Here is a 22,790-nt window from a genome sequence, read left to right as displayed (position 1 = left end):
TCGGGTGCGGCCCGTGCGCTCGATGCAGCCGGAGGTTTCGATGGGTCGTGAGGGCCCGGAGCCCGCGGAGAGCAGAATTCCGCGGCTGAGACTCGACGAGCTGCTCGACGAGCTCCGGGTGCGCATCGACGAGGCGCGGGGCACCAGGGACCGGCTCAGCGGGCTGCTGGAAGCAGTCATGGTCGTGGGCAGGGAACTCGACCTGCCACAGGTGCTCAGGGACATCGTGGAAGCGGCGGTCACCGTCGTGGATGCCGAGTACGGAGCCTTGGGGGTCATCGGCGACGACAGCAGGCTCTCCGAATTCGTCCCCATCGGTATCGGAGACGACCTGAGGGCGCAGATCGGAGACCTGCCCTCGGGGCACGGCCTGCTCGGCGAGCTGATCCGCAACCCTCAGCCGCTGCGACTTTCCGAGCTGTCCGAGCACCCCGCCTCGTACGGGTTCCCGCCGCACCACCCTCCGATGCATTCCTTCCTCGGCGTCCCCATCCGGGTCCGTGACGAGGTCTTCGGCAATCTCTATCTCACCGAGAAGCGGGGAGGGGTCGACTTCGACGCCGAGGACGAGGCCGTCGTGACAACCCTGGCCGTCGCCGCCGGCATCGCCATCGAGAACGCCCGCCTCTACGAGGAGGGCCGCGTGCGTCAGCGCTGGCTGGCCGCCAGCTCCGACTTCACCAGCGCCCTCCTGTCGGGTGCGGAGGAGACCGAGGTCCTGGGTGGGATGCTGGACCGGGCGGTGGACATCGCAGGCGCCGACATGGGGGTCTTCTACCTGGTCGGACCGGGCGGCGAGCTGCGGGGTTCGCTGGCCCGCGGCGAGGGATCCGAAGCGCACCGTGGAGTCGTCCTCCCGAGCAGTGAGGGAACCCTGGTCGAGGCCGCCCTCGCGCAGGACGGCCTGGTCACGGTCGCCGACGTCGAGAACGAGCCGCGCATCACGGTGCAGTCCGAACGGTGGAAGGGGTTCGGACCAGCCGTCGCCGTCACGGTCGGTATCAAGGAACGCCTCAGCGGGGTGCTGATCCTCGCGCGGCGCCAGGGGCGGCCCCCCTTCACGGCCGCGGAGGTCACGCCCCTTCCCGGATTCGCGGGGCAGGCGGCTCTGGCGCTGGAACTGGCCGACCGTCGTCGTGACGCCGAACAGGTGAGTCTTCTGGAGGACCGCGACCGGATCGCTCGTGACCTCCACGACCTCGCGATCCAGCGCTTGTTCGCCACCGGGATGACGTTGCAGAGCGCCCGGCGCTTCGTCGAGCACCCGGAGGCCGTCGACCGACTGACCCGAGCCATCGACGACCTCGACGCCACGATCAAGATCATCCGATCGACCATCTTCGGCCTCCGGGAACACGACGCCCTCGGAGGTGCACCGAAGCTGCGGAATCGTGTCGTCAAAGCAGTCGACTCGGCTGCGTCGATGCTCGGATTCGCCCCCGCGCTGCGGATGGAGGGCCTGATCGACACCGACGTACCACCGCAAGCGGCTGAGGAGGTGCTCGCCGTCCTCGGTGAAGCCCTCACCAACGTGGCACGGCACGCCCAGGCCCGCAGGGCGGAGGTGTCTGTCGTCGCAGACGACGGCGTGCTGGTGGTGACGGTGGACGACGACGGTGTCGGCATGCCGCACGGCGGCAGCCGCAGTGGACTGCGGAACCTGGCGGAACGGGCCGAGCGGCTGGGTGGCACCCTGTCGGTCCACGCGCGAGCGGAGCCGGGCAGCGGCACGGTCCTCGAGTGGCGGATCCCGCTGCCGGACGAGGAGGAGTAGGAGCCTCTACGTCTCCTCGGCGTCGTGCTCGTGGACCTGCGCGGCGATGACGGCGGCCTGCACACGCCGTTCGACGCCGAGCTTGCCGAGCAGACGTGAGATGTGGTTCTTGACGGTCTTCTCCGACAGATAGAGCCGCTTGGCGATCTGCCGGTTGGTGAGTCCCTCGCCGATGAGGTCGAGCACCGACCGCTCCCTGGCGGACAGCACCGCAAGGCGCTCGTCCTCCGGCGGCTTCGCCGCCTCGGCGTCGCGCAGCGAGTGCATCAGGCGGGCGGTGGTGGCCGGGTCGAGCATCGACTGCCCGGTGGCCACGGTCCGTACCGCCGCCACCAGATCCGACCCCTTGATCTGCTTCAAGACGTACCCGGCCGCCCCGGCCATGATCGCATCGAGAAGAGCGTCCTCGTCGTCGAACGACGTCAGCATCAGGCACGCCAGATCCGGCATCCGGGACCGCAGCTCCCGGCACACCGAGATGCCGTCCCCGTCGGGCAGCCGCACGTCGAGAACCGCCACGGCCGGCCGCAGTGCCGGTCCCCTGGCCAGGGCCTGCTCCGCCGTCGCCGCCTCGCCGACCACTTCCATGTCGGGCTCGTCGTCGATCAGGTCGCGAAGGCCCCGGCGGACGACCTCGTGGTCATCGACGAGGAAGACCCGTGTGGGTGCGGTGGCTACCTGCAGATCGGACATGGAGACCCCTGCGGTCGGTGGGTTCGTATCCGCCCCCACAAGGATTGTCCGTCATACAGCGTCTTCGTGGGCACCGAGATCCATCCGTACGTCGACGACACCCTCCACCGCCCGCGCGGCGCGGGCGAGCAGCGGAACCAGCGACCGGTCGGCGAGCGCACCGTGAAGGGTGGCAACACCCTCCAGAACGGACACGTCAAGCCCTGCCGGGGCAGCCGACTCGCCAAGGACGGAGCGGCGGATCTCCCCCTCGATCTCGCCGTCCGTACGGAGGAACACCTTGAGCAGGTCGCTCCGGCTGACGACCCCCTCCAGCATCCCGATCTCGTCCACCACCGGCAGCCGCTTCACCTTGCGCGTGGCCATGATCCGTGCCGCTTCGGCGAGTGTGGCGTTCGGGTGGACGGTCACGGCCGGGCTCGACATGAGTTCCCCCGCTCGCAGGGCTCCGGCCTTGGCCGCCTCGGCGAATTCGTTCGGGCGCGGCTCGTCGAGCCGGAACTCCTCCTTCGGTAGAAGATCCGCCTCCGACACGACTCCGACGACACGGCCCTCTCCCTCCAGGACGGGGACGGCGCTCACCTTCCACTGGTCCATGAGGGCGACGATCTCCTTGTAGGGCGCGTCACGGCCGATCGCGACGGCGGTGTGGGTCATGACGTCGCTGACGATGTAGTGCGAGGCAGGCATGACGTTCTCCGGGAGGTGGACGAGGCCTACAGGCCGCTGCCGTGCGGGGCATACAGATCGAGCAGCCGCACTCGGGCGGAGACGAGGCGACGAGCGAGGGTCTGCCCGACGAGGTGCCCGAGGGCGGAGCCAAGGCCCGGATCGGCGTCCATCATCATGCGCACGGCCACCGCGTCGAACTCGTACGCCCGCACTCGTGTCATGGCCTCCGCCCCGGAGTGCCAGCGATAAGGGGCGAACAGCCATGACCATCCGAGCAGCTCACCCGCGTTCACGGTGTCGATCACCGCCGGCTGTGCGCCAGGCACCGAGACGTCCAAGGTGACCGTGCCCGTCCGCAGGATCCAGAAGCGCTGGGCGGGATCGCCCTCCTCGAACAGCCGGGTGCTTTCAGGGAGGTCCACCGGGCGGGCGCATGCCATCAGCCGGTCATGTTGGTCGGCGGACAGAGCCGTCGTGAGCCGAGGGGAAGGAACAGAGTTCATCGGGGACCTCCTCGTCGGTGTCCGCATCCAGTCTCTGCTCCACTTCACGGGGAGAGGGAGGGCCGGATGGCCCCCTCTTCGTACCTCGTGGCGTGGGAGCCTCTGCGGCTGTCGATCTGATGCCGTACACCGAAGCCGACGCACTCGGGTGGCGCGGTCGTCGAGGCCGGCGCCGATGCCCGGGCGCTTGTCGATCAGTCGGGTGGTGGCGTGGCCGACAACGTTGACGTGTGGGGGAGTGCTCCAAGGTCACGCAGCGGTCGAAGGCGTCGATGAACATGCTGGGTCAGTCTCAGATCGCGGCCTGCTCAATTCGGTGCCGCGCAGCAGCCGCATCGGGTGGTGTCTGCCGTCCTGCACGGGCCGGCCGGTGCATGGTCGACGGCCGCTTGGTCCGGCCGCTGGGCGCCCGCTGTCATGCCCCGCGTGAACGGCTGCCCGCGGAGGGCGGCCCGGGGGGTTCCTCGAGGATGCTCCAGGCGACCGGGCCCAACAGGTCGGCCAGCCGCTGGAACACGTCGATGAGCATGTCGTCGACGGTCAGCATGCCCACGACCCGCTGACCGTCGAGTACGGGCAGACGCCGGAACCCGGATCCTCGGAAGGTCCGGTAGGCCGCGTGGATGTCGTCCGTGACGCTTACGGTGACGACGGGCGAGGTCATCAGCGAATCCACCGCGTCGTTCGCGTCCAGGCCCCCGGCGAGGGCACCCAGCGCGAGGTCGCGGTCGGTGACGATGCCGCGGAGGGTCCCGCCCTCGGTCACCAGTACGGAGCCGACTCCGTACTCGGCCATCTCACGGGCCACATGGCGCAGCTGTGTTCCTGTCGGTACGGACACCGCCGGATGGCTCATCGCCTCGGATACCGTCATCGGCCGGCTCCTACAATCCGTGGGACAGCAGGAGTTCGTGCGCCAGCCGGGCTCCGCGAGCCGCCTGCTTCTCCCTGTCGGTGTCCTCCGAGGGGATCTCCTCCAGCCCTGCGGCCAGAGCTCTGACGGCCTGCGCCAGGACCTGCACTTGGGCCTCCACGGTACGCAGCTTCTCATGATCGTTCGGGGCGATGTTCTCGGTCATCAGGGTTCGCCTTCCTTCGGGGGTGGGGGACGGGGGATGTTCCCGGGCGATGGGTGAGTCGTGGCGTGGGCCTGGTCGTGGACGGCCGCATCCGCGTCGTCCTAGTCCGCCGTCATGTAAGGCCGCCGGAAGACCAAGGGGCTGGAGCCGAAAGGGCGTACCGCCGACAGCGCTTGGGCGACAGCGGACTCCAAGGGGCCGCTGGTGTCGACCGCGACAGCGTCTGCCCAGGGCGGCTCCTGCTCGGCCATGGCGGTGGCTACGCCGAGATCGGCGTCGGACGGTCCGGCGGCCCGGGTGCCGAGGCGGGCCGCCGTCATGTCGTACGGGACCTGGCAGTGCAGGGCCACGAGGTCGGCGCTCGTTCGCTCGGCCACGAGCCGGGCGGCTTCGCGCTGCCTCCCGTCCGACCAGCTGGCGTCGAGGACGACGGATTCGCCACGGGCGAGCAGGGCGGACGCGCGCTCGAGCAGGGTCGTGTACGTGTTCTCGCTCCATTCGGGTGTGTAGAGGCCCTCGCCGTACGGAGCGGGAGCGGGCCGGTCGACAGGGATGCCCGCGAGTTCCTTGCGGAGACGGTCGCTGCTGAGCAGGGTGACGCCCAAGCGGTCGGCCAGCGCGCCGGAGAGCGTGGATTTGCCGCTGCCGGGGAGCCCTCCCACGAGCGTGAGGCTGATGACGGAGGCCCGCAGGTGACGCAGAGTCGTCGTGATGAGGTGCTGTGCGGCTGGGGCGGCACCGGGCGCGCCTTGGACTGCTTGGATCAAGGCCACCTTGGCGCGGACGAAGGCGCGGTAGGCGACGTAGTGGTGGTGCAGTGAGGGGGGTGAGGGGTCCCCGGAGTACTCGCTGTAGCGGGCGAGGAAGAATGCCGCGGCTTCTGGTGCGTCGAGCTGTTCGAGGTCCATGGCGAGGAAGGCGGCGTCGTCGAGGGCGTCGACGTAGCGGAGGTGGTCGTCGAACTCCAGGCAGTCCAGCACCCGGGGGCCGTCGTCGAGGCAGAAGATGTCGTCGGCGAGTAGGTCGCCGTGTCCGTCGACGATCCGGCCCTCTTCGATGCGCATGTCGAACAACGATTCGCGGCCGGCGAGGTAGCGGCGGACCAGTTCCTCGATCTCCTCCACGCCCTCGGGCGCGTGGCCATCCGCATCGAGCGCACGGACCTGTGCGAAGCTCGCCTCCCAGCGGGAGGACAATGCGTCCCGCGTGCCCTGCGCGTCCACGTCCGGAGTGCGGACCGCCTTCGCGTGGTGCGTGGCGAGCAGCCGGGCGACGGCCCGCAGCGCATCCTCGACAACAGCACCCTCCCGTACGAGCCGGGCCAGGCGGCGCTCCGCCGGCATGCGGCGCATCACCACGAGAGGTTCGGGTGATGCCGAGTGCGGGACACTCAACTCGCCCACGCCCAGGTAGACGTCGGGGGCGAAGCGACGGTTGAGAGCGACCTCCCGCTCGCACGCCACCCGCCGCGCCTCAACGGTGGTGTAGTCCAGGAACGTCAGGTCCACCGGCTTCTTGAGCTTGTAAGCTCGCTCGCCGACGAAGAACACCACCGCGGTGTGGGTCTCGTACACCTCCGCCCGCGGAAGCGAGCCGGCGCCGGTGCCGGAGGCGGCGGTCCGTAGCACGGACGCGTCGTCCTGACGCGCTGACGTGATCGCCTCCCCGAGGCGGTTCGACTCAGCCATGGGGACGGCTGAATGAACCGAGCACTGTCGGCGCGAACTCCGAGGCCACCTTGAGCAGGGCGTGCCGGGCGTCGTCGGCAACCGGGTTACCGACGATCACGAGGCCCGGGTGGAGCTCCTGGTCGGCGGCCCAGCGAGCGGCGGCCCTTTCGGGTGAGCCGTCGAGGCCGACCGTGACGAATGGCTCCATGGCGACTATCTCCGTCTCGTACGACTCCGGGATGGACGGACGGGTGGACATCGGCAGCCCACGGCCGACGCTCACGTCCCTCACCCCCGAGGAGTACCGCACATCGTCGTGCCGCGCATGCGGGCGGCGTGGAGACCCGGCTCGGAAGCGGGGTGGGCCTGGTCCCGGGCGCTGCCGTGCGGGCCCTTGTCCGGGCAGGCGAGGCCGGGCACTCCACGGTCGGCATCGTCCTCGCAGCCGTCGCCCTGGCCCTGATGCCGTTGCCGATGATCTGAGCACCGTTCCTGGCCAGACGGGCCAAGTTCGGCGCCCAGTCACAGCCGCCCGGCACAGCACCCGGACGGCGCATCACATCACAACAGGGCTAACGATGCCTGATTCGGCACTAGAGCAGGTGCAGGTTGGGTGCCTGTGCGGCATTCCCGTATTCCGGCAGTACGACGACCGTGACGCCGGCGTCTTCGAGGATCCCGGTGCCGTTGGCGTCGGCGACGAAGGTGTCGGGTTCGGTCCAGGCGGTGACGACGCGGCGGAGGCCGGCGTCCTGGATGAGCCGGGTGCAGGGGCGGGGGCGGGAGGCTCGTTTGGCGCAGGGCTCCAGGGAGCTGTAGATCGTGGCGGTGGCGAGCCGGGGGTCCCCGATGGGGAGCTTGGCGAGGGCGCCTTCCTCGGCGTGGTCGTGGGGGTCGTTCTCGCGGGAGTATCCGCGGGCGAGTTCGCTGCCGTCGGCCGCGACGATGACGGCTCCCACGCTGAAGGCGGTCGTCGAGGGTGGGCAGAGGGCGGCCAGCCTGCAGGCGAGGGTGATCCAGTTCCGGTCCGCGGTGTTGGGCTCGTGGCCGGTGCCTGGGGCAGTGGGGGAGGGGGTGGTGCTCATCGGGGCTCCGTCGAGGTGTCCTTGGGGGCGTACTTCAGGAGTACCACGTCGCCGATCTGGCGGGTCTCGAGGAGGCGGAGACGGGCTGCGGGGCCGCCGGGGTAGTGCGCCGGGCTGAGCATCCGTACCGCATCGGGCTGGCCGACCAGAAGCGGGGCGATGACGAGCTGCAGCTCGTCGGCGAGCTCTGCCTCCAGGAGCTGCGTGTGGATGGTGCCGCCGCCTTCGACCATGAGCCGTTCGACCGCGTACTCGTCGCCGAGGAGGTCGAGCGCGGTCGGCCACACGGCCTCGACGGGGACGCTCTGTACGGTTGCCAGGTCGCTGAGGTTGGCGCGGGCCTTCGCGGCGGCTGCGTCGCCGACGGCCAGGACGAGCTTGTCCCCGCCGTGGTGCCAGAACTTCCAGTCGGGGTCGAGATCACCGGTGCCGGTGATGGTGACCTTGAGCGGGTACTCCGGCTTGCCTGCTGCGATCCGTGCCGTCCTGTGCTCTGCCGAGTTGACGAGGAGGCGGGGGTTGTCGGCACGGAGTGTCCCGGCGCCGACGAGGATCGCGTCGGCGCTTGCCCGTACGGAGTCGACGCGGTCGAAGTCCTCCTTGTTGGACAGCAGGAGCCGGTCCTCGCCCGGACGGGTGTCGAGGTGGCCGTCGAGCGACACGGCTGCGGACAGCAGTACGTACGGGCGGGGCACGCGATCTCCAGAGGGTGTGTGCGGTTGGGTCAGGCGGGATGCAGGACGATGCGATCGAGCGCGGCGCGGAACTCCGCGACGCCGTCCTCCGCAGCTGCGGGGATGAGCATCCGGTCGAGCCGGTCGAGCTGGCCGATGATCCGTGCGGATCCGGTCTCGGCGGCGATCCCCACGGCCTGCGCGCCGATACGGGCAGCCAGGGGCATATTGCCTGTGCCCGCATGGGCACGTGCTGCGCGGGCGAGGTAGACACCGCGATCCCGGCGATAGGAGGGGGGAAGCGCCGCGATGGCGCTGTCGAAGCCGGCTGCGGCCTGCTCGTATTCGCCGAGTGCGGCGAGGGAGCGTGCGCGGGCGGTGTTGACATAGGCGGTGTCGAGCCAGGAGCCCCAAACGCCGTCGGTGTCCGCGCTACCGAGGAGGGTGAGTGCGGAGTCGTAGGCCCTGCGGGCTTCGTCGCCTTCACCCAGCACGGCGTGGGCATGGGCCTCGTGCAGGATGGCGATCACTTCGAGACGACTTCCGGCCCGGGCGGTGCGCCGGGCAGCGGTGGCGAGGCCGAGGGCGTCGGAGGGATGTCCGGTGTCGACCGCGAGCTGTGCCTTGCGCCCGAGGATGTACGCGGTGAGGTCGGAGTCTCCGGCGATGTGGGAGGCGTCGAGTGCCTTCGCGGTATGGCCGCGGGCGGCGCGCTCATCGCCTATGTCCTGGGCGAACCAGCCCGCCAGTTCCTCGTATCGCGTCTCCAGGGCGAGGAATGCGACGGCGTCGGCGCCACGGGCGGCTCGGCGCCTTACAGCGAGGGAGACGAGGTGCTGCTGGAGCGCGGGCAGCACGTGCCGGGGGCCGATCAGGTTGTCTGCCTGGATCATCACCCGGCGGAGCTGCGCGAAGTGCTCGAAGGGGGAGCCCAGGTCGGCGAGTTCGGTGGCAGCCGTTGCCGTCGTGGCCGGGACGGCCGTCGCAGCCAGGCCGGCGAGCCCGGAGGCGAGAACAACACGGCGGGGCACGGGCACGAAGAGGATCCTTCCGTGGATGCGGGCGGGGACGACGACCGTGTCTTCGTCGTCTCCGGCAGAGCCTGCCTGCCCGAACTCGCTCACGGCCAGTGTTCCCGGGGCGCTGGCCCCATAGTCCCGTGTTTTGGCCCCATGATCAGTCGTCCTGGCCCTGGACACGACACCGGAGTCGTCATGGGGAGCCATGCGCTCCGCCTCGTCCCAGCACCGAACCAGGGCGCCGGCGGCGTCGAGCACCTCGTCGAGCACCACGGCTACGTGCCGGGGGACGGGACGCTCAGCACGCTCGAAGCGCCCTAGATGCGAGCGGTCGATCAATGCCCGGTGTGCGAGCGCCTGTTGTGACAGCCCACGAGCCTCGCGGAACTGGCGGAGTTCGTAACCCCAGCGATGCCACGGGCCGGCATCCGGAGTCAGCTGGTTCGGCTGCTGCCCCATGCGTTCCCCCTCACCGTCGACGTCGGCTCGCCCCATGGTCGCAACCGGCTGCACCGGCTCTCGTCGAAAGGGGCCTGCGGAGCCAACGAGCGAGGCTCCATCCAGGGGCTCCCGCCCGCGGCCCCGCTCGGATTCCATCGTTGCCACGAGCTGGTCACACGGTATCCGAACGACCCGTGGGACAGCCCTGATTCACGTCAGTGCTCACGGAGCGGCCGTCGATTCGAACGCTTCACCGCAGTCGTCGGAGTGAGTTCGGCGAGGACTGAGCGCGATCCCAGGAAGGCGACCATGAGAAGAACCAGAAGTGTCGATGACGTGATCGCTTCGCCGATCCCGCCGGAGCCGTCGTCGTACAGCGCCCGGCTCGCCCGGCTCCGTCTGCAGTTCCGGCGCGAGGCGGCTGAGAGACGCAACCGTCAGTCCGCCGGTCGTCCACTTCGGGTTCTGGCCTACAGCTTGGTACTGGGCAGGGGCGCCGACCCGGGCGACGACTGGAGCACCCTCCAGGCCGAGGCTGAGCAGCGCGGGTACGAGCTGGGAGCAAGGCTCCACGACGTGGCTGTTCCCGTGGTCACGATGCGCCTGCCCGGCGCGCATGCCGGCCGTGGCGTCTACACGCCGCCCCAGGACCGCCCTGGTTGGAGGGAAGCCGAACGACTGATCCGAGGCGGGTTCGCGGACGGCGTGATCGTCATGGACCGGCACGACATCAGCTCCGACGACGACGAGTACCACGCCGTGATTAAAGGGCTGGGCGAGCGATACCAGGCGTTCGTGCACCTCGTGATCCCTGAGGAGCCGGTTGCACCGACCTGAAGGCGTCCGGGGCGCTGGATGGACGCCAAGGGATGGGGCTGGAGACAGGTCAGCGCCCAAGTCCTTGTCGTCGTCACCGTGTTCGCCGCCTTCATCGCCGTCTATTACTCCACCTGATCAGAGGGCCAGCATGACGTTCGAGGGACACACCGACCGGGCCCCATGCCTCCTGCCGCACCGCTTGTGGGACAAGACGCTCGTGATCCCGGAAGCGGCACCGAGGCCGCCCGACCCGGCTGGAACCAACCTCTTCGCCACCTCCGCCGACGAGGCGCGGCGCGCCGGCTCCGAACCCTTCCACCTGCCCGCTCCCGGGACCACGACATCCGACGGTGCCTGCGACGGTCCGCAGGGTTCGGAATGAAGACGATCACGCGCCGCCTCAGCCCCGCCCAGTGGGATAGCTGGTATCGCGAGGGCCGAGCCGTGGACCGCAAGGTGACCGACGCCGAGGCCGACCGCTTCCTCACGCACGTCAGTCTCTATGCGGGGTCGTCCGTACTCGACGTCGGGTGCGACATCGGCGGCTTCAGCAGACAGCTCCTCCGCTGGGGCCACGACGTACTGGGGCTGGACGTCTCCCCGGCCGCGGTCGAGATCGCACAACGGCGAGGTACCCAAGAGCGGTTGCGGTACGGCGTTCACGACTTCGACGCGAGTACCCGTGCACCACACCCGAAAGGCAACGTCCCCATGTACGCGTTCGGCCTCTGCATCGATCAGCAATACCTCCTCCCCGGCCTCGCCACCCTTGCCGGCCTGGCGGACAGCCTCACACCGGCTGCCCGTCGCAACGCGGCCGTGCGGGTGCTCACCCTCGACCTCACCCCGGCACAAGCCCTCCTTCTCTCCAACCTCGCCAAGCGGGTCGGATTCGGTTCCTTCGACGTCCGCCGCTGCGCCCCGATGCGCACCTCCCGCATGGCGGACGCTTCGTACATCACCGTGACTACCTACTTGCGGTTCGAGTTCACGCCGGGCTTCGTCCGCAGGCCCTACCTGATCTACGTGGACGCGGACGTGCTCGTGCGCGGAGATCTCACCGAGCCGCTCGACCTCCTGGCGCCGGACGAGACCGGCGCGGTCAGGGACGAGTTCACCCCGGCAGTCGGGGCGTGTGCGGCCCTGCCGGGTGCCGCCGAGCGCTGGCCCCATCTGCGCGGCCACCCCTACTTCAACGCGGGCGTCCTCTGGACACACACCAGCCACATGCCCGCAGTCCGCAAGGGCGTCCAGCACGCGCTGACCCACGCCCGTCGCCACATCCTCCACAACGACCAGGACGCACTGAACCTGTGGCTCCTGCACTCCGGCCGAGTGCGACCGGTCGCCGCCGGATTCAACCGGTTCGAGGCTTCCCGTTTCCTTGAGCGGGGGAACTGGGTGCGCAGGGTCGTCAAACGACCTCTCAGGCCGGACCCGAGCGCGGCCCTCGTGCACTTCGTCGGTCCTGAGAAGCCGTGGCAGGCCGACTGCCCTGCCACCGAGGACGTGGCCGAGTACCGGCGGCACCTGTCGCGCACCCTGCGTCACGTCCGCCGGCTGGGCGCGATCGGTGCGGAACCGGCGGGTGCATGGTGAACAGGGACGTACCTGCGGCCGTCGCGCGGGCCGCCTTCGGTCTCGTGGGAGTTCCGGTCCGTGCCGCACACCGCCTGTCCGCACGATCGAGGACGGTCGTGCACCGGGCGCTGCTGACCGACGGCCGGAGCGTGGTGATCAAGCTGTACGAAGCCACCGCCCGCCGCAACGCGATCACCGAGGCCGCGGCGATCCGGGCCGCAGCCACTCATGTCCCCGTACCAGCCGTCCTCGCCTACGGACATGTTCCCGGTCACGAGGTGACCGCTCTCGTCACCGCCGACCTCGGCCCGCTCACCCTCGGCGGCGCTGTGCACTCCGGCCGGGTGAGCGACGAGCGAGCTCTGAGAGATCTAGGCGGCCTGCTCGGCCGCCTGCACCGGGCGCCCGTCCAGATGTGGGCCCCGCGCCGGCCGCTCCACGAGCAGGTCACCTCGCTCGGCCGTCGCTGCCCGCCCAGCACCCTGGACCGCATCGCGCCCGCCCTGGCCGCCATCGCCGACGCCCCTGCAGCGGCCCCGGTGTGGTGCCACGGCGACCTGCACGGCGACAACGTCGTGATCGCCGGCCCCCGAGCTGTCCGTCACCTCGTCGACTTCACCGATGCCGCAGCCGGACCCCGTGAATCCGACGTGGCCCAGACCCTGGTCATGATCGGCGACCTCGCCTCCGTCCGGGCCCGCCAGCTCACCGACGCCTACCCGCTCGCCCTGGACCATCACCAGCTGGCGGCCTGGTTCGTCTTCCACACGGTGCGCTGCTGGGCGCACTCGGCACCTGGGGACGATCGCACACGGTGGGCCGGCCGCCTGGACGAGCTGAACCGGCGGACCCCTCATCTCTTCCGCTCACCCCGCCCGGAAAGGACGTACCGATGAGCGCCCCTGCCCTGTCGGTGGTGATCCCGGCCTTCAACGAGGCCGCCTACCTGCCCCGCTATCTGCCCTCCGTCCTCGCCTCCCTCGCCCGCTGGGAGGAGATCACCGGCCGCACCGGGGAGGTGATCGTCGTCGACAACGCCAGCACCGACGCCACCGCCGACATGGCCGCCTCATTCGGCGTCCGCGTCGTCACCGAGTCCGTCCGCAACATCGGCCGGGTCCGCAACACCGGCGCGAGCGCCGCCCGCAGCGGCCGGCTCTTCTTCACCGACGCGGACGTGGCCCTGCCCCTGGAAGCCGTCAGCGCCGCCGCGGCCGCCATGGACGCCGGTGCCATCGGTGGCGCCATCCCGCCGCTCTACACGCCCGAACGGCTCGGTGCCCGCCTGCTGTGTGCGTACTGGGATCACTACCGCACCCGGCGCGGCGGAGCCCAGGGCGTCAACCAGTTCTGCACCACCGACGCGTTCCACCACGTCGGCGGGTACCGGGACGACCTGTTCATGAGCGAGGACGTGGAGTTCTTCACCCGCCTCACCACCCACGGCCAGGCCACCGGCCGGCCCGTGGCGATCCTCGACGAGCTGCGCGTACGCCCATCCACCCGCCGGTACGACCAGTGGTCGAGCCTGCGGATGCTCTGGTGGCAGAACCCCGTGACCGCCCGCCTGCGCCTCCGGTCGCCCCGCATGTGGCGCCACTGGTACGAGAGCACCGTGCGATGACGAAGGAGACCCCTGTGCAGCCCCAGCCTCTGGCCGACCTGCCGGTTCCCGACGGGCACGGCATCTACACCTTCCCCGACGACCTTCACCGCGCCCACCAGGCGCACACCAAGCAACTCGCCGCCCGCCACCGGACCCACGACCACCGCGTGCTGGAGGTGACCGCGCCCCACACCCGCGTCCCGTACTGCATCGAGGCCCGCACCCCCGCCGGCCGCCCAGTCCTTGTCATCGAACCCCACCACGACGACTTCGCCCTCTCCGCCTCCGGCACCTTCCTCGCGCGCCCCCGACCGCTGACCGTGGCCACCGTCTTCACCCGGTCCCGGAGCGTGCACCCCGCTCTGGAGGCCATCTACGCCGACGTCGACACCGTGTCCGAGCTGCGCGACCGAGAGGGCGCCGCCGCGCTCGCACCATTCGCCGCCAGGCGGCTCCTCCTCGGTCACAAGGATGCCGAGCCCCCGTACCGTCCCTACGACCCCGAACTGCTCGACAAGGTCACCGAGGAGCTCCGTCGGATCGCCGCGGCCCACCCCGGCGCCGAACTCCTCGCACCCGCCGCCGTCACCCGCCACCCCGACCACCTCCTCGTCCACGAGGCGGCCGTCCGCGTCGGCTGCACCTGGTTCTGGGAGGACCTCGCCTTCTGGTCCACGTACGCCCTCGCCGGCTGCGACCAGCACCTCTTCCGAACGCGTACGGGGGCGACGATGCGGCCCGAGCTGGTCGACATCACCGACGTCGTCCTGGACAAGGTCACCGTCCTGCGGATGCACGGCTCGCAGATGTACCCGGCCCGAAAGATGAACCGGCCGATCCGGCACGCCTTCACCACCGCGGCCGACTTCGTCGACGGGACCGGCCTCTACGCCGAACGCTTCTACCGGACGGAGGAGTCGACGTGCTGACCATCGCCCTGGAGGGACCTTCCTACGCCGGCAAGTCCACGGCGATACGCCACCTCCGCCACACCGCCCTTGGCTCGCGGGCGTTCGTCTCCGACTGCTACGTCAAGCACATCGCCCACCGCGATGACATCCCTCCGGCCCGCACCGACTCTGCGGCTGCGCAACTCGCTGCCTTCGAACGGTTCATGGAGATCGAGGCCGCCCGAGTCGCCGAAGTCGCCGCGAGCGGCAGGCGATTCGTCATCCTCGACCGCTCCGTGGACACGCTCCTCGCCCACGCGTACGCCCTGGACGCCCTGTTCGGATACGGCGTCCACCACCAGCTCCGTGACCGGCTCAAGGCACTCCCGTTTCTGTGCCCCGACCACACCCTCTACCTCGACGTACCGGCCGACACGCTTCACCTCCGCCGGAAGACCGCCGGCCACACCGCCGCCGAGTCCGAGTATTTCCTCCACGAGCCCGGTTTCCTCCACCATGCACGTGACTACTTCGTCCACACGCCCAGACGGCCCGTGACGCGAGAACTGGCCGTCCTGGCCGCCGACGCGGGCCCGGACGATGTCGCCCGGGCCGTGGAAGCCCTCGTCGCCTTCTGGGCGAGGTGACCGCCGGTGCCCACCGCCCTCTTCGCCTGGCGCCGCACCCCGCCCCCGTTCCTCATCGGCGGCGCCGAGGTCACCCAGCAGCTCCTCGCCGAAGAGCTCGCCGCCGCCGGCTGGCACGTCACCTACCTCGGCTCGCACGAGGCACCTTGGAACGGAGAGGACCAGCTCTCCGCGATGCGCACCCACCTGACCGCCCAGCGCGTTCCGCACGAGGGGAGCGGTGAATCCCTGCGCTACCGCTGGCAGGGGCTGGACTGCCTCTCCCTTCCGCAGGAGCGGCTGGAGCCGGAACTGAGCTGGCTGCTGGGGTGGCTACGCCCCGACGTCGTCTTCACGTCTCAGGAGGGCTCGGCCGAGCTGGCCGCACTGGCCCGGCCGTACACGCTGGTGGCCGGCCTGCTGCACTCCGTCTCCGCCAATGGCCTGGGCGTGCTCGCCGGTCGCCCCCACTACGGGCTGGCAGTGTCGGAGTTCGTCCGGACCTGCGCGCGTCACACGGCCGACACCCGTGTCGCCGTGATGTACCCGCCGTTCCTACGGCCCCGACTGGCCGTGGACGTCGCCCGCACAGCGGCCGTCCTCATGGTCAATCCCATTCCGGCCAAGGGCTCCGGTCTCCTGCATCAGCTCATTCGCCTCATGCCGGAACAGCGCTTCACCCTCGTCGAGGGCTGGTGGGACACCGCCGCCGACTTCGCCGCGTACCCGAACGTCACCTACGTGCCCCGCGTGTACGACATGACGCCCCTGTACGGCAGCCATCGCCTGCTGCTGGTGCCCTCCACCGTGGAAGACGCCTTCCCGCGCGTGATCATCGAGGCAGCCCTCCACGGCGTACCGAGCATCGGCACCGACCGGGGCGGCATCGCTGAAGCCATCGGCGACGCCGGGATCGTCCTGCCCGGCACCGCCGGCCCCGAGGCTTGGGCTTCGGCGATCCGTGCCGTCGACCACGAGTCCCTGGGGCTGCGGGCGAGGCGTCGGGCGACACACTTCACCCGGCCGTGCCTGCCCGAGCTCCGCGTACTGGGGATCTAGGAAGCTCCGGTGAACGCCTGCTCTACCTCGTCGAGCCGCTCCGTCCACCAGTGAAGGAGCGCCTCGTCGGCGATGAACAACTTGTCGCAGGAGTGGTCCTGCCGGTCGTAGTGGAATTCGAGCTGCCAGAAGTCTGTCATCCGCTTCCACCACAGCCGGCGGGCGGCATCGAGCAGCTCGGCCGGCTCCAGCGGGACCACCGACCGATAGCCGCTTACGAAGGCCACCACCCGCTCCAGGTCGAAGACGCCCTCCACCCCGAACTGCACCTGCGCCGTACGGACGACTTCCTCCGCGTACGGGCGGACGCCCAGCCGGTCCCAGTCGAGCACCGCGGCCAGCTCGCCACCGGACCACAGGAGGTTCCGGTACTGGAAATCGCCATGCGTCCAGCCGTGCGGCCCCGCAGGGACGTTACCCTCGGGGCGCAGAGGCGCGTACTTGGTGAGCAGCACCCGACGCGTCGCGAGGGCATCGAGCGCGACCACGTCGAAGGATTCGCCCGCACCGCGGTTCCGCGCAGCGGAAGCGAGTCGGTCGGCCTTCTCTGCAGCCCCTTCGAGCGTGACGACCTCGGCGGTCACGGTGTCTGGGACAGCGGGCAGGACTTCCGTGCCGGCGGCGGACCCGAGCGCCAGGTGGAGCTTGGCCAGCTCTGCGCCAAGCCGCCTCACCTGAGCACGGGGGAGGCCCACGCCACGGACGTGCGCTCCCGGAGCCCAGGGGAACAAGCAGTACACGCTTCCGCCCACCTCGACGACGACGCTGCCCGAGGGTGTCTCCAAAGGGGCAACCACGGGAACGCCGGCCTCAGCAAGGGTGGGCAGTACAGCAAGGTTGCGTCGCAACCGGTCGAGCGGCACGTCCGTGACCCGCTTGAGCGCGAAGGTTCCCGCGAGGGTGTCCAGCCGCCAGTTCACGTTCATGAGGCCCTCGGCCAGATGGCGCCACTCCGTGACCTCGCCGAGGCCGAAGTCCTTGATCAGTTCGGCAAGATCGTCGGTGGAGACCCGGAGCCTGCTCTCCACATGTGCGTCGGTCACCCGGGCGACGATACGTGAGCCGAGCGCTCGGGCGCACAAGGATCACCGGCATGGAGCCAGGGCGCAGCCTTGCCGAACTTAGCCCGCGGTACGTGCCCCAGCCGGGGTTTGGGGCAGCTTGGCCTGTCCCATGGCCCGATCGATTCTGATCTCGATCACGACACGTTCGGGATCGAAGGTCGGAGTGCGTCCATATCGGTCCGCGTAGCGCTTAACGGCATCGCCCACGACGTCCGGGTGGGTGCGGATCTCGGCAACCCCCTCCAGCGTCGCCCAGCGACCCCCATCGACTTGACACACGGCCACCCGAGCTTCGCCGGTGGGTGAGGAGAGCACGTTCGCGACCTTCTTGCTTGATTTGCGGGTGATAACCCGCGCCACCCCAAGCTCGGCATCCAAGGTCACTCCGACGGGAACCACGTGCGGTCGCCCGTCGGTGCGGAGAGTGGTCAGTGTGCAGAGGTGGCGCTCGGCCCAGAACGCCAGGGAATCGGCGTCTATCGCCACGGTCTCGGTACGCATGGGAGGAAGCATAACGGGCTGAGCGGTCTGTTCTTGGTCGAGCGAGAGCGGTCGCAAGGGTGTCGAGCGGACTCCCAGTCCAGCGTTATTTGTTCGATCTGGGGCATTTGCCCGATGCTTTGCCGGGGTCAAGGTATCGAATTCATAACGGGGGCAACCGCCTGGTAGGTATGAATTTCGAGATGTTCCGCGAGGGCGAAAGGCCCGGGGATTACCGGCCGAAAGAAATATTCGATCTTGCCCCGAGCGAAGATCGTCTGCTCCGATCGATGGCTCTCGGCCGCGACGCCCACCAGGGGTGGCTGCACTCTTCACGTAATGTCCGTGTGGCGTTTTCGATGCCCGCATCCAGACTGCGAATTTGCTCACGCGATCTTCGTAGGTGGTGCTGTGCTCGGGGGTCGGAGTGTGCCGGCGGCATCAACGCCAGGGCGTGGCTGTCGCCCAGCTCGGGGGTCACCAACCAGCCCGTCAGAAGGGGAAGACATGTTCTCGGGCAAGGGTGCGCGCACGGCGCCCGTACCTCACATCTCGCAGCGGGACGGCGGGGAACGCCGCCAATGGCGCCGTACCGCGTCTCGAACGGTGGAGTCGGACCTGCAGCGTCGGCTTCGGCGCGAACTGCAGGCGTTGGGGGTCCGTCCGCCGTTGGATGTCGAGGCCCTGTGCCTGGCGCTGGCCGAGAAGCGAGGGCGCCCCATCGTGCTCAAGCCCGCACGGCTGGAGAAGCCCGGCCCGTCCGGTCTTTGGGTGGACACGCCCGGCATGGACGTCATCCTCTACCAGCAGGAAACGACCAGATTCCACCAGGACCTGATCATCCTGCACGAGGTGGGGCACATCATCGTTGCTGATGATGAAGCCGCCGGCGTTGATGGCGCGCTTGAGGACCCGGATGACTATGTGGAGGGCTGGGCAACGCTGATTCCGGTGCTCGACCGGAAGTTGATCCAGCGGGTGTCCCGCCGTTGCTCGTACGACTCCGAGGAGGAGTGCTCCGTAGAGCTCGCCGCCACCATCATCATGGAATGGGCCTCGAAGCTGAGAGACGTTCCCCTCTCTGAGGACCCTGCGGTCAGCCGCATCGAGAAGGCTCTCGGTGACCGGACGGGTTGGTTGTAGGCATGACCGAGATCATTCTGTTCGGCCTTGTTGCCGCGGTGGCCTGGAAGCTCTACCAACTTTCCAAGGCCCCTGACGACTTGCCACTGCGGTCGGTGACGCTGTGCCTGGTGTGCGCAGCGCTCTCATACCCCGTCGCCATGCCCGGCGGCGCCTCTGGTGTGGACACGGTCGCGGGCCACGGAGCGGCGAAGCTCATTCAGAACTTGCTGCTGCTGGCGACCGTGTACCACCTGCTCTGCTTCTACCTTTACTCCGCCGAGGGCGGCGCTGGACGGCGGCGCGCGCGTCTTGAGGCGGTCCTCGCGTTTACGGTCGGCGTGGCCATCTCGGTCGCTGCCCTCACCGTGCCGTCCTCCGTCTTCGAGGGTTCCTTCAGCACTGCGGATATGACCGTGCCGCAGATCGCCTTCTTCTATGGCGGCGCAGGCATCTACCTGATGTATGCCCTGACCGTCACAGCTCGCTGGACGTATCGGTTCGCGCGGTTGTCTCGGAGGCCACACGCCACAGGTCTGTGGATGGCCGCTCTCGGTCTGGCGATCATGGCCGGCGCCTGCGGTGTCCGGGCCGTCTTGGTCGCCGTCCGATGGAGCGGAGGGACGGTGACACACGCGTTGATGTCGACGGTGGCTCTGCTGCTCGTGGTGTCGATCCTGCTTTTCGTCGCGGGCATCACCTACCCGGGCGTCCGGACTCGTATCGCGTCGATCCGGCTCTGGGCCCGGCACCGCCGTGACTACCGACGGCTGGAGCCGCTGTGGCAGCTACTGACCGAGGCGTACCCGTCGAACGTGCTCGGTGCCGCCTCGCCGGCCATGGGGGACCGGTGGCGGGCGCGCAGAGTTCATCGTCGCTATCACCGGCGAATCGTGGAGTGTCGGGATGGTCTCCTCGACATCAGCCCCTACCTTTCTGTCGGGGGCGATGAGAACGATGGGGCCGCTCTGAGCCGGGACCCTGCTGAGCTGGCGGCTCGGCTCCGCCAGGCGGCGGCGCGGATCGGAGACGGTGCGACCGTTCCACGCCAGGCCGTGCCGCTGGCCATGGCCCTCGGAACCGACCGGGAGGCGGATGTTCAGCAGCTGGTCGCCGTATCCGACGCCCTGCGCCGTGCCGCGTGACCGAAGGAGACGAGACGAGATGCTGATCGTTGCGAAGCGGGTCCTCGTGGGATCCGGGCGTTACTTGGAAGACGGAGCCGTTCTCATCGAGGGCGACATCATCCGTGCGGTCGGGCCCGAGGAAACGGTCATCGCAGAGGCGAGGCCCGACATCGAACGCGTCGCCTTCGGCGGGACCCTGATGCCAGGGCTGATCGATGCCCACGTGCACCTTGCCTTCGACGGTGGGGCCGACCCCGTTGCCACGCTCGCCCAGTCGAGCGACGAGACCCTCCTGGCCGACATGCGGAGCCGGGCGGAGATGCTCCTCCGAAGCGGGGTGACAACAGCTCGTGACCTCGGAGATCGGAATGGCCTCGCGCTCCGGCTGGCCTCCGAGATCGAGGAGGGAACGACTGTCGGGCCTCGCATCGTCTCCGCCGGCACGCCGCTGACACCACCTGGCGGCCACTGTCATTTCCTGGGTGGAGAGGTCGCCGGAGAGGACGACATCCGCGCGCTGGTTCGGAAGAACGCATCCGCAGGAGCGGGCGTGATCAAGGCCATGGTTACGGGCGGGGGTCTGACCAAGGACGGCCCCAAGAGTTGGGAGTCGCAGTTCTCGCCCGCCGAACTCGCCGTTCTGGTGGAGGAAGCCCATGCGGCCGGCTTGCCCGTGGCGGCGCATGCCCACGGGACACCGGGTATCACGGCCGCTGTCGCGGCAGGTGTGGACACGATCGAGCACTGCACATGGATGACGGGCGACGGGCTCGACTTCCGGGACGACGTCGTCGCCCGGATCGTGGAGCAGGAGATTGCGGTCTGTCCCGCGGTCAGCCCGCATTGGCAGATGCTGCCCCGGTTCTTCGGTGAGGAGAAGGCTCGCGCGATGTTCGACCTCGTCCGCAGGATGGCGGACGCCGGGGTGACGCTTGTGGCCGGAACGGACGCAGGAGTGCAACGAGCATCGTTCGACGGCCTCGCGCAGGCGCTGTCGTTCTACGCCCACTTGGGACTGTCCAACGGCAGGATCCTCGACATGGCCACGTCGGTTGCTGCTGACGCGCTCGGCCTCGGCAGCACGACCGGAAGGATCGCGGTCGGCTACAAGGCCGACCTCGTGTTGGTCGACGGGGATCCGCTCGCGAACCTGAACGATCTCTCGACCATCAGGGCAGTGATGTCGGCCGGGCACTCGCTGGAAATTCGGTCGTAGTCGAACGGCGGTGGCGGGGGCCTGGCAAATGACGCCGGTCCCCGCTACTCCCGCTCGCTGGCCTTTTGCTGCATCTCGTCGACGAGTTCACTGACGAGCGCCAACAGGTTCGGCGGGAGGCCCTGTGCGCCGGCGCCACGGGCACGCACTCGCCCCACCTTGCCTTCCCGGTGAGCGGCGAGGAGCTGGAGGCCCTCGTACACCTGCGCAGCCACCTCGTCGTCGGGCTGGAAGTACAGGGGGGTGACTCCCAGGAGGCCGGCGAGCCCCTCCAGGACGAGCGGCGTGGTCGTCTCCGATACCCCAGTCCGGAGATCACGGACTTCCTCGGCGCTGATGACGCTTCCGCCCGCGTGCGCATTGATCGACGCCGCGATCTCTGCGTCCCCAGGGGCCCCATCGGGGCCAGGGAAGGACTTCTCCAGAAGAAGGGTGATCTTCTCCGCTAGCGTCCGCGGCAGCCTCTCACCCTCCGTGGCATCGGCGGTCTTGCCCTCCACCTGTTCGCCGCTGGCTTTCGCCATCGACCGATCCTGCGCTCGCTTCACCTCGTCCACGGTGACGTGATACGCCTCCGCCAAGTAGGGGAGGTACCTGTCCTTGAGGCGCCGCACCCCCTGCTCTGCACCTGCCACAGGGCCGTCGCTCTTGGTTCCGATGATCGCTGCCGTCTCGTACCGGTAGAGGCCGGCGTCGCACCTCAGGTCAGTGAGGTCGGGCAACCCGTCGCGAGGAAACAGGACATCAAGCGGCCGGTCGAGAACCTGGGCGAGGGCGGGCAGTTTCTCCAGATCCGGCACGGATGATCCGAGCTCCCACCCGGCCACTGTCGAATCTGCAGTCCCAAGGGCGTTTGCCACATCAGACTGCGAGATCTCGGCGGCTCTGCGCACCGAGCGCACGAGAGCCCTATCGAAGTGGCGAGCTGGCATCAGACCTCGTTTTTCGGGTGAACCGAAGAAGTTTCGGTCCGTTGACCTTTCATGTGAATCAAGATAGCTTCAGGCTACCGAAAAACGCCGGGATCCGCACCCCTGCCCCTCGATGCATAGGTGCGTGCCTGTGCAGAAGTAGAGGTGGGGGGTGGCGATGCAACCGAACGGTCCGTGAAGCGACGCGGAGACGAAAAAACCGGCGCCCGGGAGCTACCAACTCCCAAGCGCCGGGCTGGCACCCCGAGAGGTGCCCATACACATCACGCGGGCGGCGGGGCTTTTGCACGAGAACCACCGCACCGCGCTCCTACGAAAAACGGAGTATCGCATGCTCGCCATGCCGAGCGGAACCTTGGCCTGCCCGGACGCCGACCGTCAGCACCGCCTCGCGGCCCAGCTCTCCGACATGATCCCGGGCGCGGCCACCATTCGGGTCGGCCTCGACGACCCGAAGCAGGTGTGGCCCCACCCGCACGCCATCGTCAAGGACGAGGCCGGGAAGGCCGTGGCGTCGAGCCGCACGACTGTCCGGGTCGCGGCCCGCTGGATCCTGCGGGTCTGGCCGGAGGCGGACTGGAAGCAACCGCACACCTTTCACCTTGCCGACGCCACTCTCACCTGCGGCGACCCGATCCCCGCCCGTCTGGACCGCTGA

24 protein-coding genes and 2 pseudogenes are annotated in these 22,790 nt (G+C 69.2%); 14 read left to right on the top strand and 12 right to left on the bottom strand.

Annotated elements, in window-relative coordinates; genetic code table 11:
* The first annotated feature begins 40 nt into the window (after nt 1-40).
* Nucleotides 41-1,774: a GAF domain-containing protein gene (locus tag ACIP8Z_RS10345; RefSeq protein ID WP_402081244.1), complete on the top strand. Its 1,734-nt coding sequence runs from the start codon at nt 41-43 to the stop codon at nt 1,772-1,774.
* Between the two features lie 6 nt (nt 1,775-1,780).
* On the opposite strand, the gene ACIP8Z_RS10340 is transcribed toward ACIP8Z_RS10345, so the two are convergent.
* From ACIP8Z_RS10340 to ACIP8Z_RS10310, 7 genes and pseudogenes are all read right to left on the bottom strand, one after another.
* Complete coding sequence (locus ACIP8Z_RS10340; protein ID WP_266971793.1) at nt 1,781-2,467, bottom strand: response regulator transcription factor; 687 nt, start codon at nt 2,465-2,467, stop codon at nt 1,781-1,783.
* A gap of 51 nt (nt 2,468-2,518) precedes the next feature.
* On the bottom strand, nt 2,519-3,157 hold the full coding sequence (locus tag ACIP8Z_RS10335) for a CBS domain-containing protein (protein WP_266971795.1): 639 nt from the start codon (nt 3,155-3,157) through the stop codon (nt 2,519-2,521).
* 26 nt (nt 3,158-3,183) lie between these two features.
* Complete coding sequence (locus tag ACIP8Z_RS10330; RefSeq protein ID WP_402081241.1) at nt 3,184-3,642, bottom strand: Crp/Fnr family transcriptional regulator; 459 nt, start codon at nt 3,640-3,642, stop codon at nt 3,184-3,186.
* A 415-nt stretch (nt 3,643-4,057) separates the two neighbouring features.
* Nucleotides 4,058-4,516 carry a cyclic nucleotide-binding/CBS domain-containing protein gene (locus tag ACIP8Z_RS10325; RefSeq protein WP_402081239.1) on the bottom strand — a complete coding sequence of 153 codons (459 nt, stop codon included), beginning with the start codon at nt 4,514-4,516 and terminating at the stop codon, nt 4,058-4,060.
* A 10-nt stretch (nt 4,517-4,526) separates the two neighbouring features.
* A complete protein-coding gene (locus ACIP8Z_RS10320) occupies nt 4,527-4,721 on the bottom strand; it encodes a hypothetical protein (protein ID WP_402081236.1) in 195 nt (64 codons plus the stop codon).
* A 101-nt stretch (nt 4,722-4,822) separates the two neighbouring features.
* Nucleotides 4,823-6,295 carry an AAA family ATPase gene (locus ACIP8Z_RS10315; RefSeq protein WP_402082332.1) on the bottom strand — a complete coding sequence of 491 codons (1,473 nt, stop codon included), beginning with the start codon at nt 6,293-6,295 and terminating at the stop codon, nt 4,823-4,825.
* 127 nt (nt 6,296-6,422) lie between these two features.
* Nucleotides 6,423-6,599: pseudogene (locus ACIP8Z_RS10310) on the bottom strand (universal stress protein); the annotation flags it as partial.
* 128 nt (nt 6,600-6,727) lie between these two features.
* Here ACIP8Z_RS10310 and ACIP8Z_RS10305 point away from each other — a divergent pair.
* Nucleotides 6,728-6,874, top strand: coding sequence for a hypothetical protein (locus ACIP8Z_RS10305; RefSeq protein ID WP_402081234.1), 147 nt, complete (start codon nt 6,728-6,730; stop codon nt 6,872-6,874).
* A gap of 110 nt (nt 6,875-6,984) precedes the next feature.
* On the opposite strand, the pseudogene ACIP8Z_RS10300 reads toward ACIP8Z_RS10305, so the two are convergent.
* Together ACIP8Z_RS10300 and ACIP8Z_RS10295 are read right to left on the bottom strand one after the other, a co-directional pair.
* Nucleotides 6,985-8,171 (bottom strand): annotated as a pseudogene (locus tag ACIP8Z_RS10300) (dihydrofolate reductase family protein).
* 29 nt (nt 8,172-8,200) lie between these two features.
* A complete protein-coding gene (locus ACIP8Z_RS10295; RefSeq protein ID WP_402081232.1) occupies nt 8,201-9,628 on the bottom strand; it encodes a helix-turn-helix domain-containing protein in 1,428 nt (475 codons plus the stop codon).
* Between the two features lie 291 nt (nt 9,629-9,919).
* On the opposite strand from ACIP8Z_RS10295, the gene ACIP8Z_RS10290 reads away from it, so the two are divergent.
* From ACIP8Z_RS10290 to ACIP8Z_RS10255, 8 genes are all read left to right on the top strand, one after another.
* The gene (locus tag ACIP8Z_RS10290) at nt 9,920-10,447 is read left to right on the top strand and encodes a hypothetical protein (RefSeq protein WP_402081229.1); all 528 of its coding nucleotides are present in this window, start codon (nt 9,920-9,922) and stop codon (nt 10,445-10,447) included.
* 130 nt (nt 10,448-10,577) lie between these two features.
* Entirely contained in the window at nt 10,578-10,811 is a 234-nt protein-coding gene (locus tag ACIP8Z_RS10285; RefSeq protein WP_402081228.1) for a hypothetical protein, read from the top strand.
* Entirely contained in the window at nt 10,808-12,028 is a 1,221-nt protein-coding gene (locus ACIP8Z_RS10280; RefSeq protein ID WP_402081226.1) for a glycosyltransferase, read from the top strand. The genes ACIP8Z_RS10285 and ACIP8Z_RS10280 overlap by 4 nt, the downstream gene beginning before the upstream one ends.
* Complete coding sequence (locus tag ACIP8Z_RS10275; RefSeq protein ID WP_402081223.1) at nt 12,022-12,906, top strand: aminoglycoside phosphotransferase family protein; 885 nt, start codon at nt 12,022-12,024, stop codon at nt 12,904-12,906. The genes ACIP8Z_RS10280 and ACIP8Z_RS10275 overlap by 7 nt, the downstream gene beginning before the upstream one ends.
* Nucleotides 12,903-13,634, top strand: a complete 732-nt coding sequence (locus tag ACIP8Z_RS10270; RefSeq protein WP_402081221.1) for a glycosyltransferase — start codon at nt 12,903-12,905, stop codon at nt 13,632-13,634. Before ACIP8Z_RS10275 ends, ACIP8Z_RS10270 begins: the two co-directional genes overlap by 4 nt.
* Nucleotides 13,631-14,545, top strand: a complete 915-nt coding sequence (locus tag ACIP8Z_RS10265) for a PIG-L deacetylase family protein (RefSeq protein WP_402081219.1) — start codon at nt 13,631-13,633, stop codon at nt 14,543-14,545. Before ACIP8Z_RS10270 ends, ACIP8Z_RS10265 begins: the two co-directional genes overlap by 4 nt.
* Entirely contained in the window at nt 14,539-15,153 is a 615-nt protein-coding gene (locus ACIP8Z_RS10260) for a hypothetical protein (protein ID WP_266971814.1), read from the top strand. Before ACIP8Z_RS10265 ends, ACIP8Z_RS10260 begins: the two co-directional genes overlap by 7 nt.
* A 6-nt stretch (nt 15,154-15,159) precedes the next feature.
* On the top strand, nt 15,160-16,191 hold the full coding sequence (locus tag ACIP8Z_RS10255; protein WP_402081216.1) for a glycosyltransferase: 1,032 nt from the start codon (nt 15,160-15,162) through the stop codon (nt 16,189-16,191).
* Here the strand turns inward: ACIP8Z_RS10255 and ACIP8Z_RS10250 are convergent.
* The gene (locus ACIP8Z_RS10250) at nt 16,188-17,234 is read right to left on the bottom strand and encodes a phosphotransferase (RefSeq protein WP_402081213.1); all 1,047 of its coding nucleotides are present in this window, start codon (nt 17,232-17,234) and stop codon (nt 16,188-16,190) included. The genes ACIP8Z_RS10255 and ACIP8Z_RS10250 overlap by 4 nt on opposite strands.
* A 78-nt stretch (nt 17,235-17,312) precedes the next feature.
* On the bottom strand, nt 17,313-17,756 hold the full coding sequence (locus ACIP8Z_RS10245) for a pyridoxamine 5'-phosphate oxidase family protein (protein WP_402081211.1): 444 nt from the start codon (nt 17,754-17,756) through the stop codon (nt 17,313-17,315).
* Nucleotides 17,757-18,242: 486 nt separating this feature from the next.
* Between ACIP8Z_RS10245 and ACIP8Z_RS10240 the strand changes: the two genes are divergently transcribed.
* Genes ACIP8Z_RS10240 through ACIP8Z_RS10230 form a run of 3 tightly spaced genes read left to right on the top strand, consistent with a single transcriptional unit; the run spans nt 18,243 to nt 21,200 of the window.
* Nucleotides 18,243-18,878, top strand: coding sequence for a hypothetical protein (locus tag ACIP8Z_RS10240; RefSeq protein WP_402081209.1), 636 nt, complete (start codon nt 18,243-18,245; stop codon nt 18,876-18,878).
* Between the two features lie 2 nt (nt 18,879-18,880).
* The gene (locus ACIP8Z_RS10235; protein WP_266971821.1) at nt 18,881-20,002 is read left to right on the top strand and encodes an MAB_1171c family putative transporter; all 1,122 of its coding nucleotides are present in this window, start codon (nt 18,881-18,883) and stop codon (nt 20,000-20,002) included.
* Between the two features lie 19 nt (nt 20,003-20,021).
* Nucleotides 20,022-21,200, top strand: coding sequence for an amidohydrolase family protein (locus ACIP8Z_RS10230; RefSeq protein ID WP_402081206.1), 1,179 nt, complete (start codon nt 20,022-20,024; stop codon nt 21,198-21,200).
* A gap of 44 nt (nt 21,201-21,244) precedes the next feature.
* On the opposite strand, the gene ACIP8Z_RS10225 is transcribed toward ACIP8Z_RS10230, so the two are convergent.
* Entirely contained in the window at nt 21,245-22,132 is an 888-nt protein-coding gene (locus ACIP8Z_RS10225; protein WP_323185857.1) for a helix-turn-helix transcriptional regulator, read from the bottom strand.
* 331 nt (nt 22,133-22,463) lie between these two features.
* Here ACIP8Z_RS10225 and ACIP8Z_RS10220 point away from each other — a divergent pair, with 331 nt between their 5' ends.
* Entirely contained in the window at nt 22,464-22,790 is a 327-nt protein-coding gene (locus ACIP8Z_RS10220; protein ID WP_402081204.1) for a transcriptional regulator, read from the top strand.

The sequence above is a fragment of the Streptomyces sp. NPDC088553 genome (assembly GCF_044752965.1).
In the GTDB taxonomy this organism is placed as follows: domain Bacteria; phylum Actinomycetota; class Actinomycetes; order Streptomycetales; family Streptomycetaceae; genus Streptomyces.
Note: the sequence above shows the minus strand (reverse complement) of the source record. Positions and strands in the feature narration are given on the sequence as shown.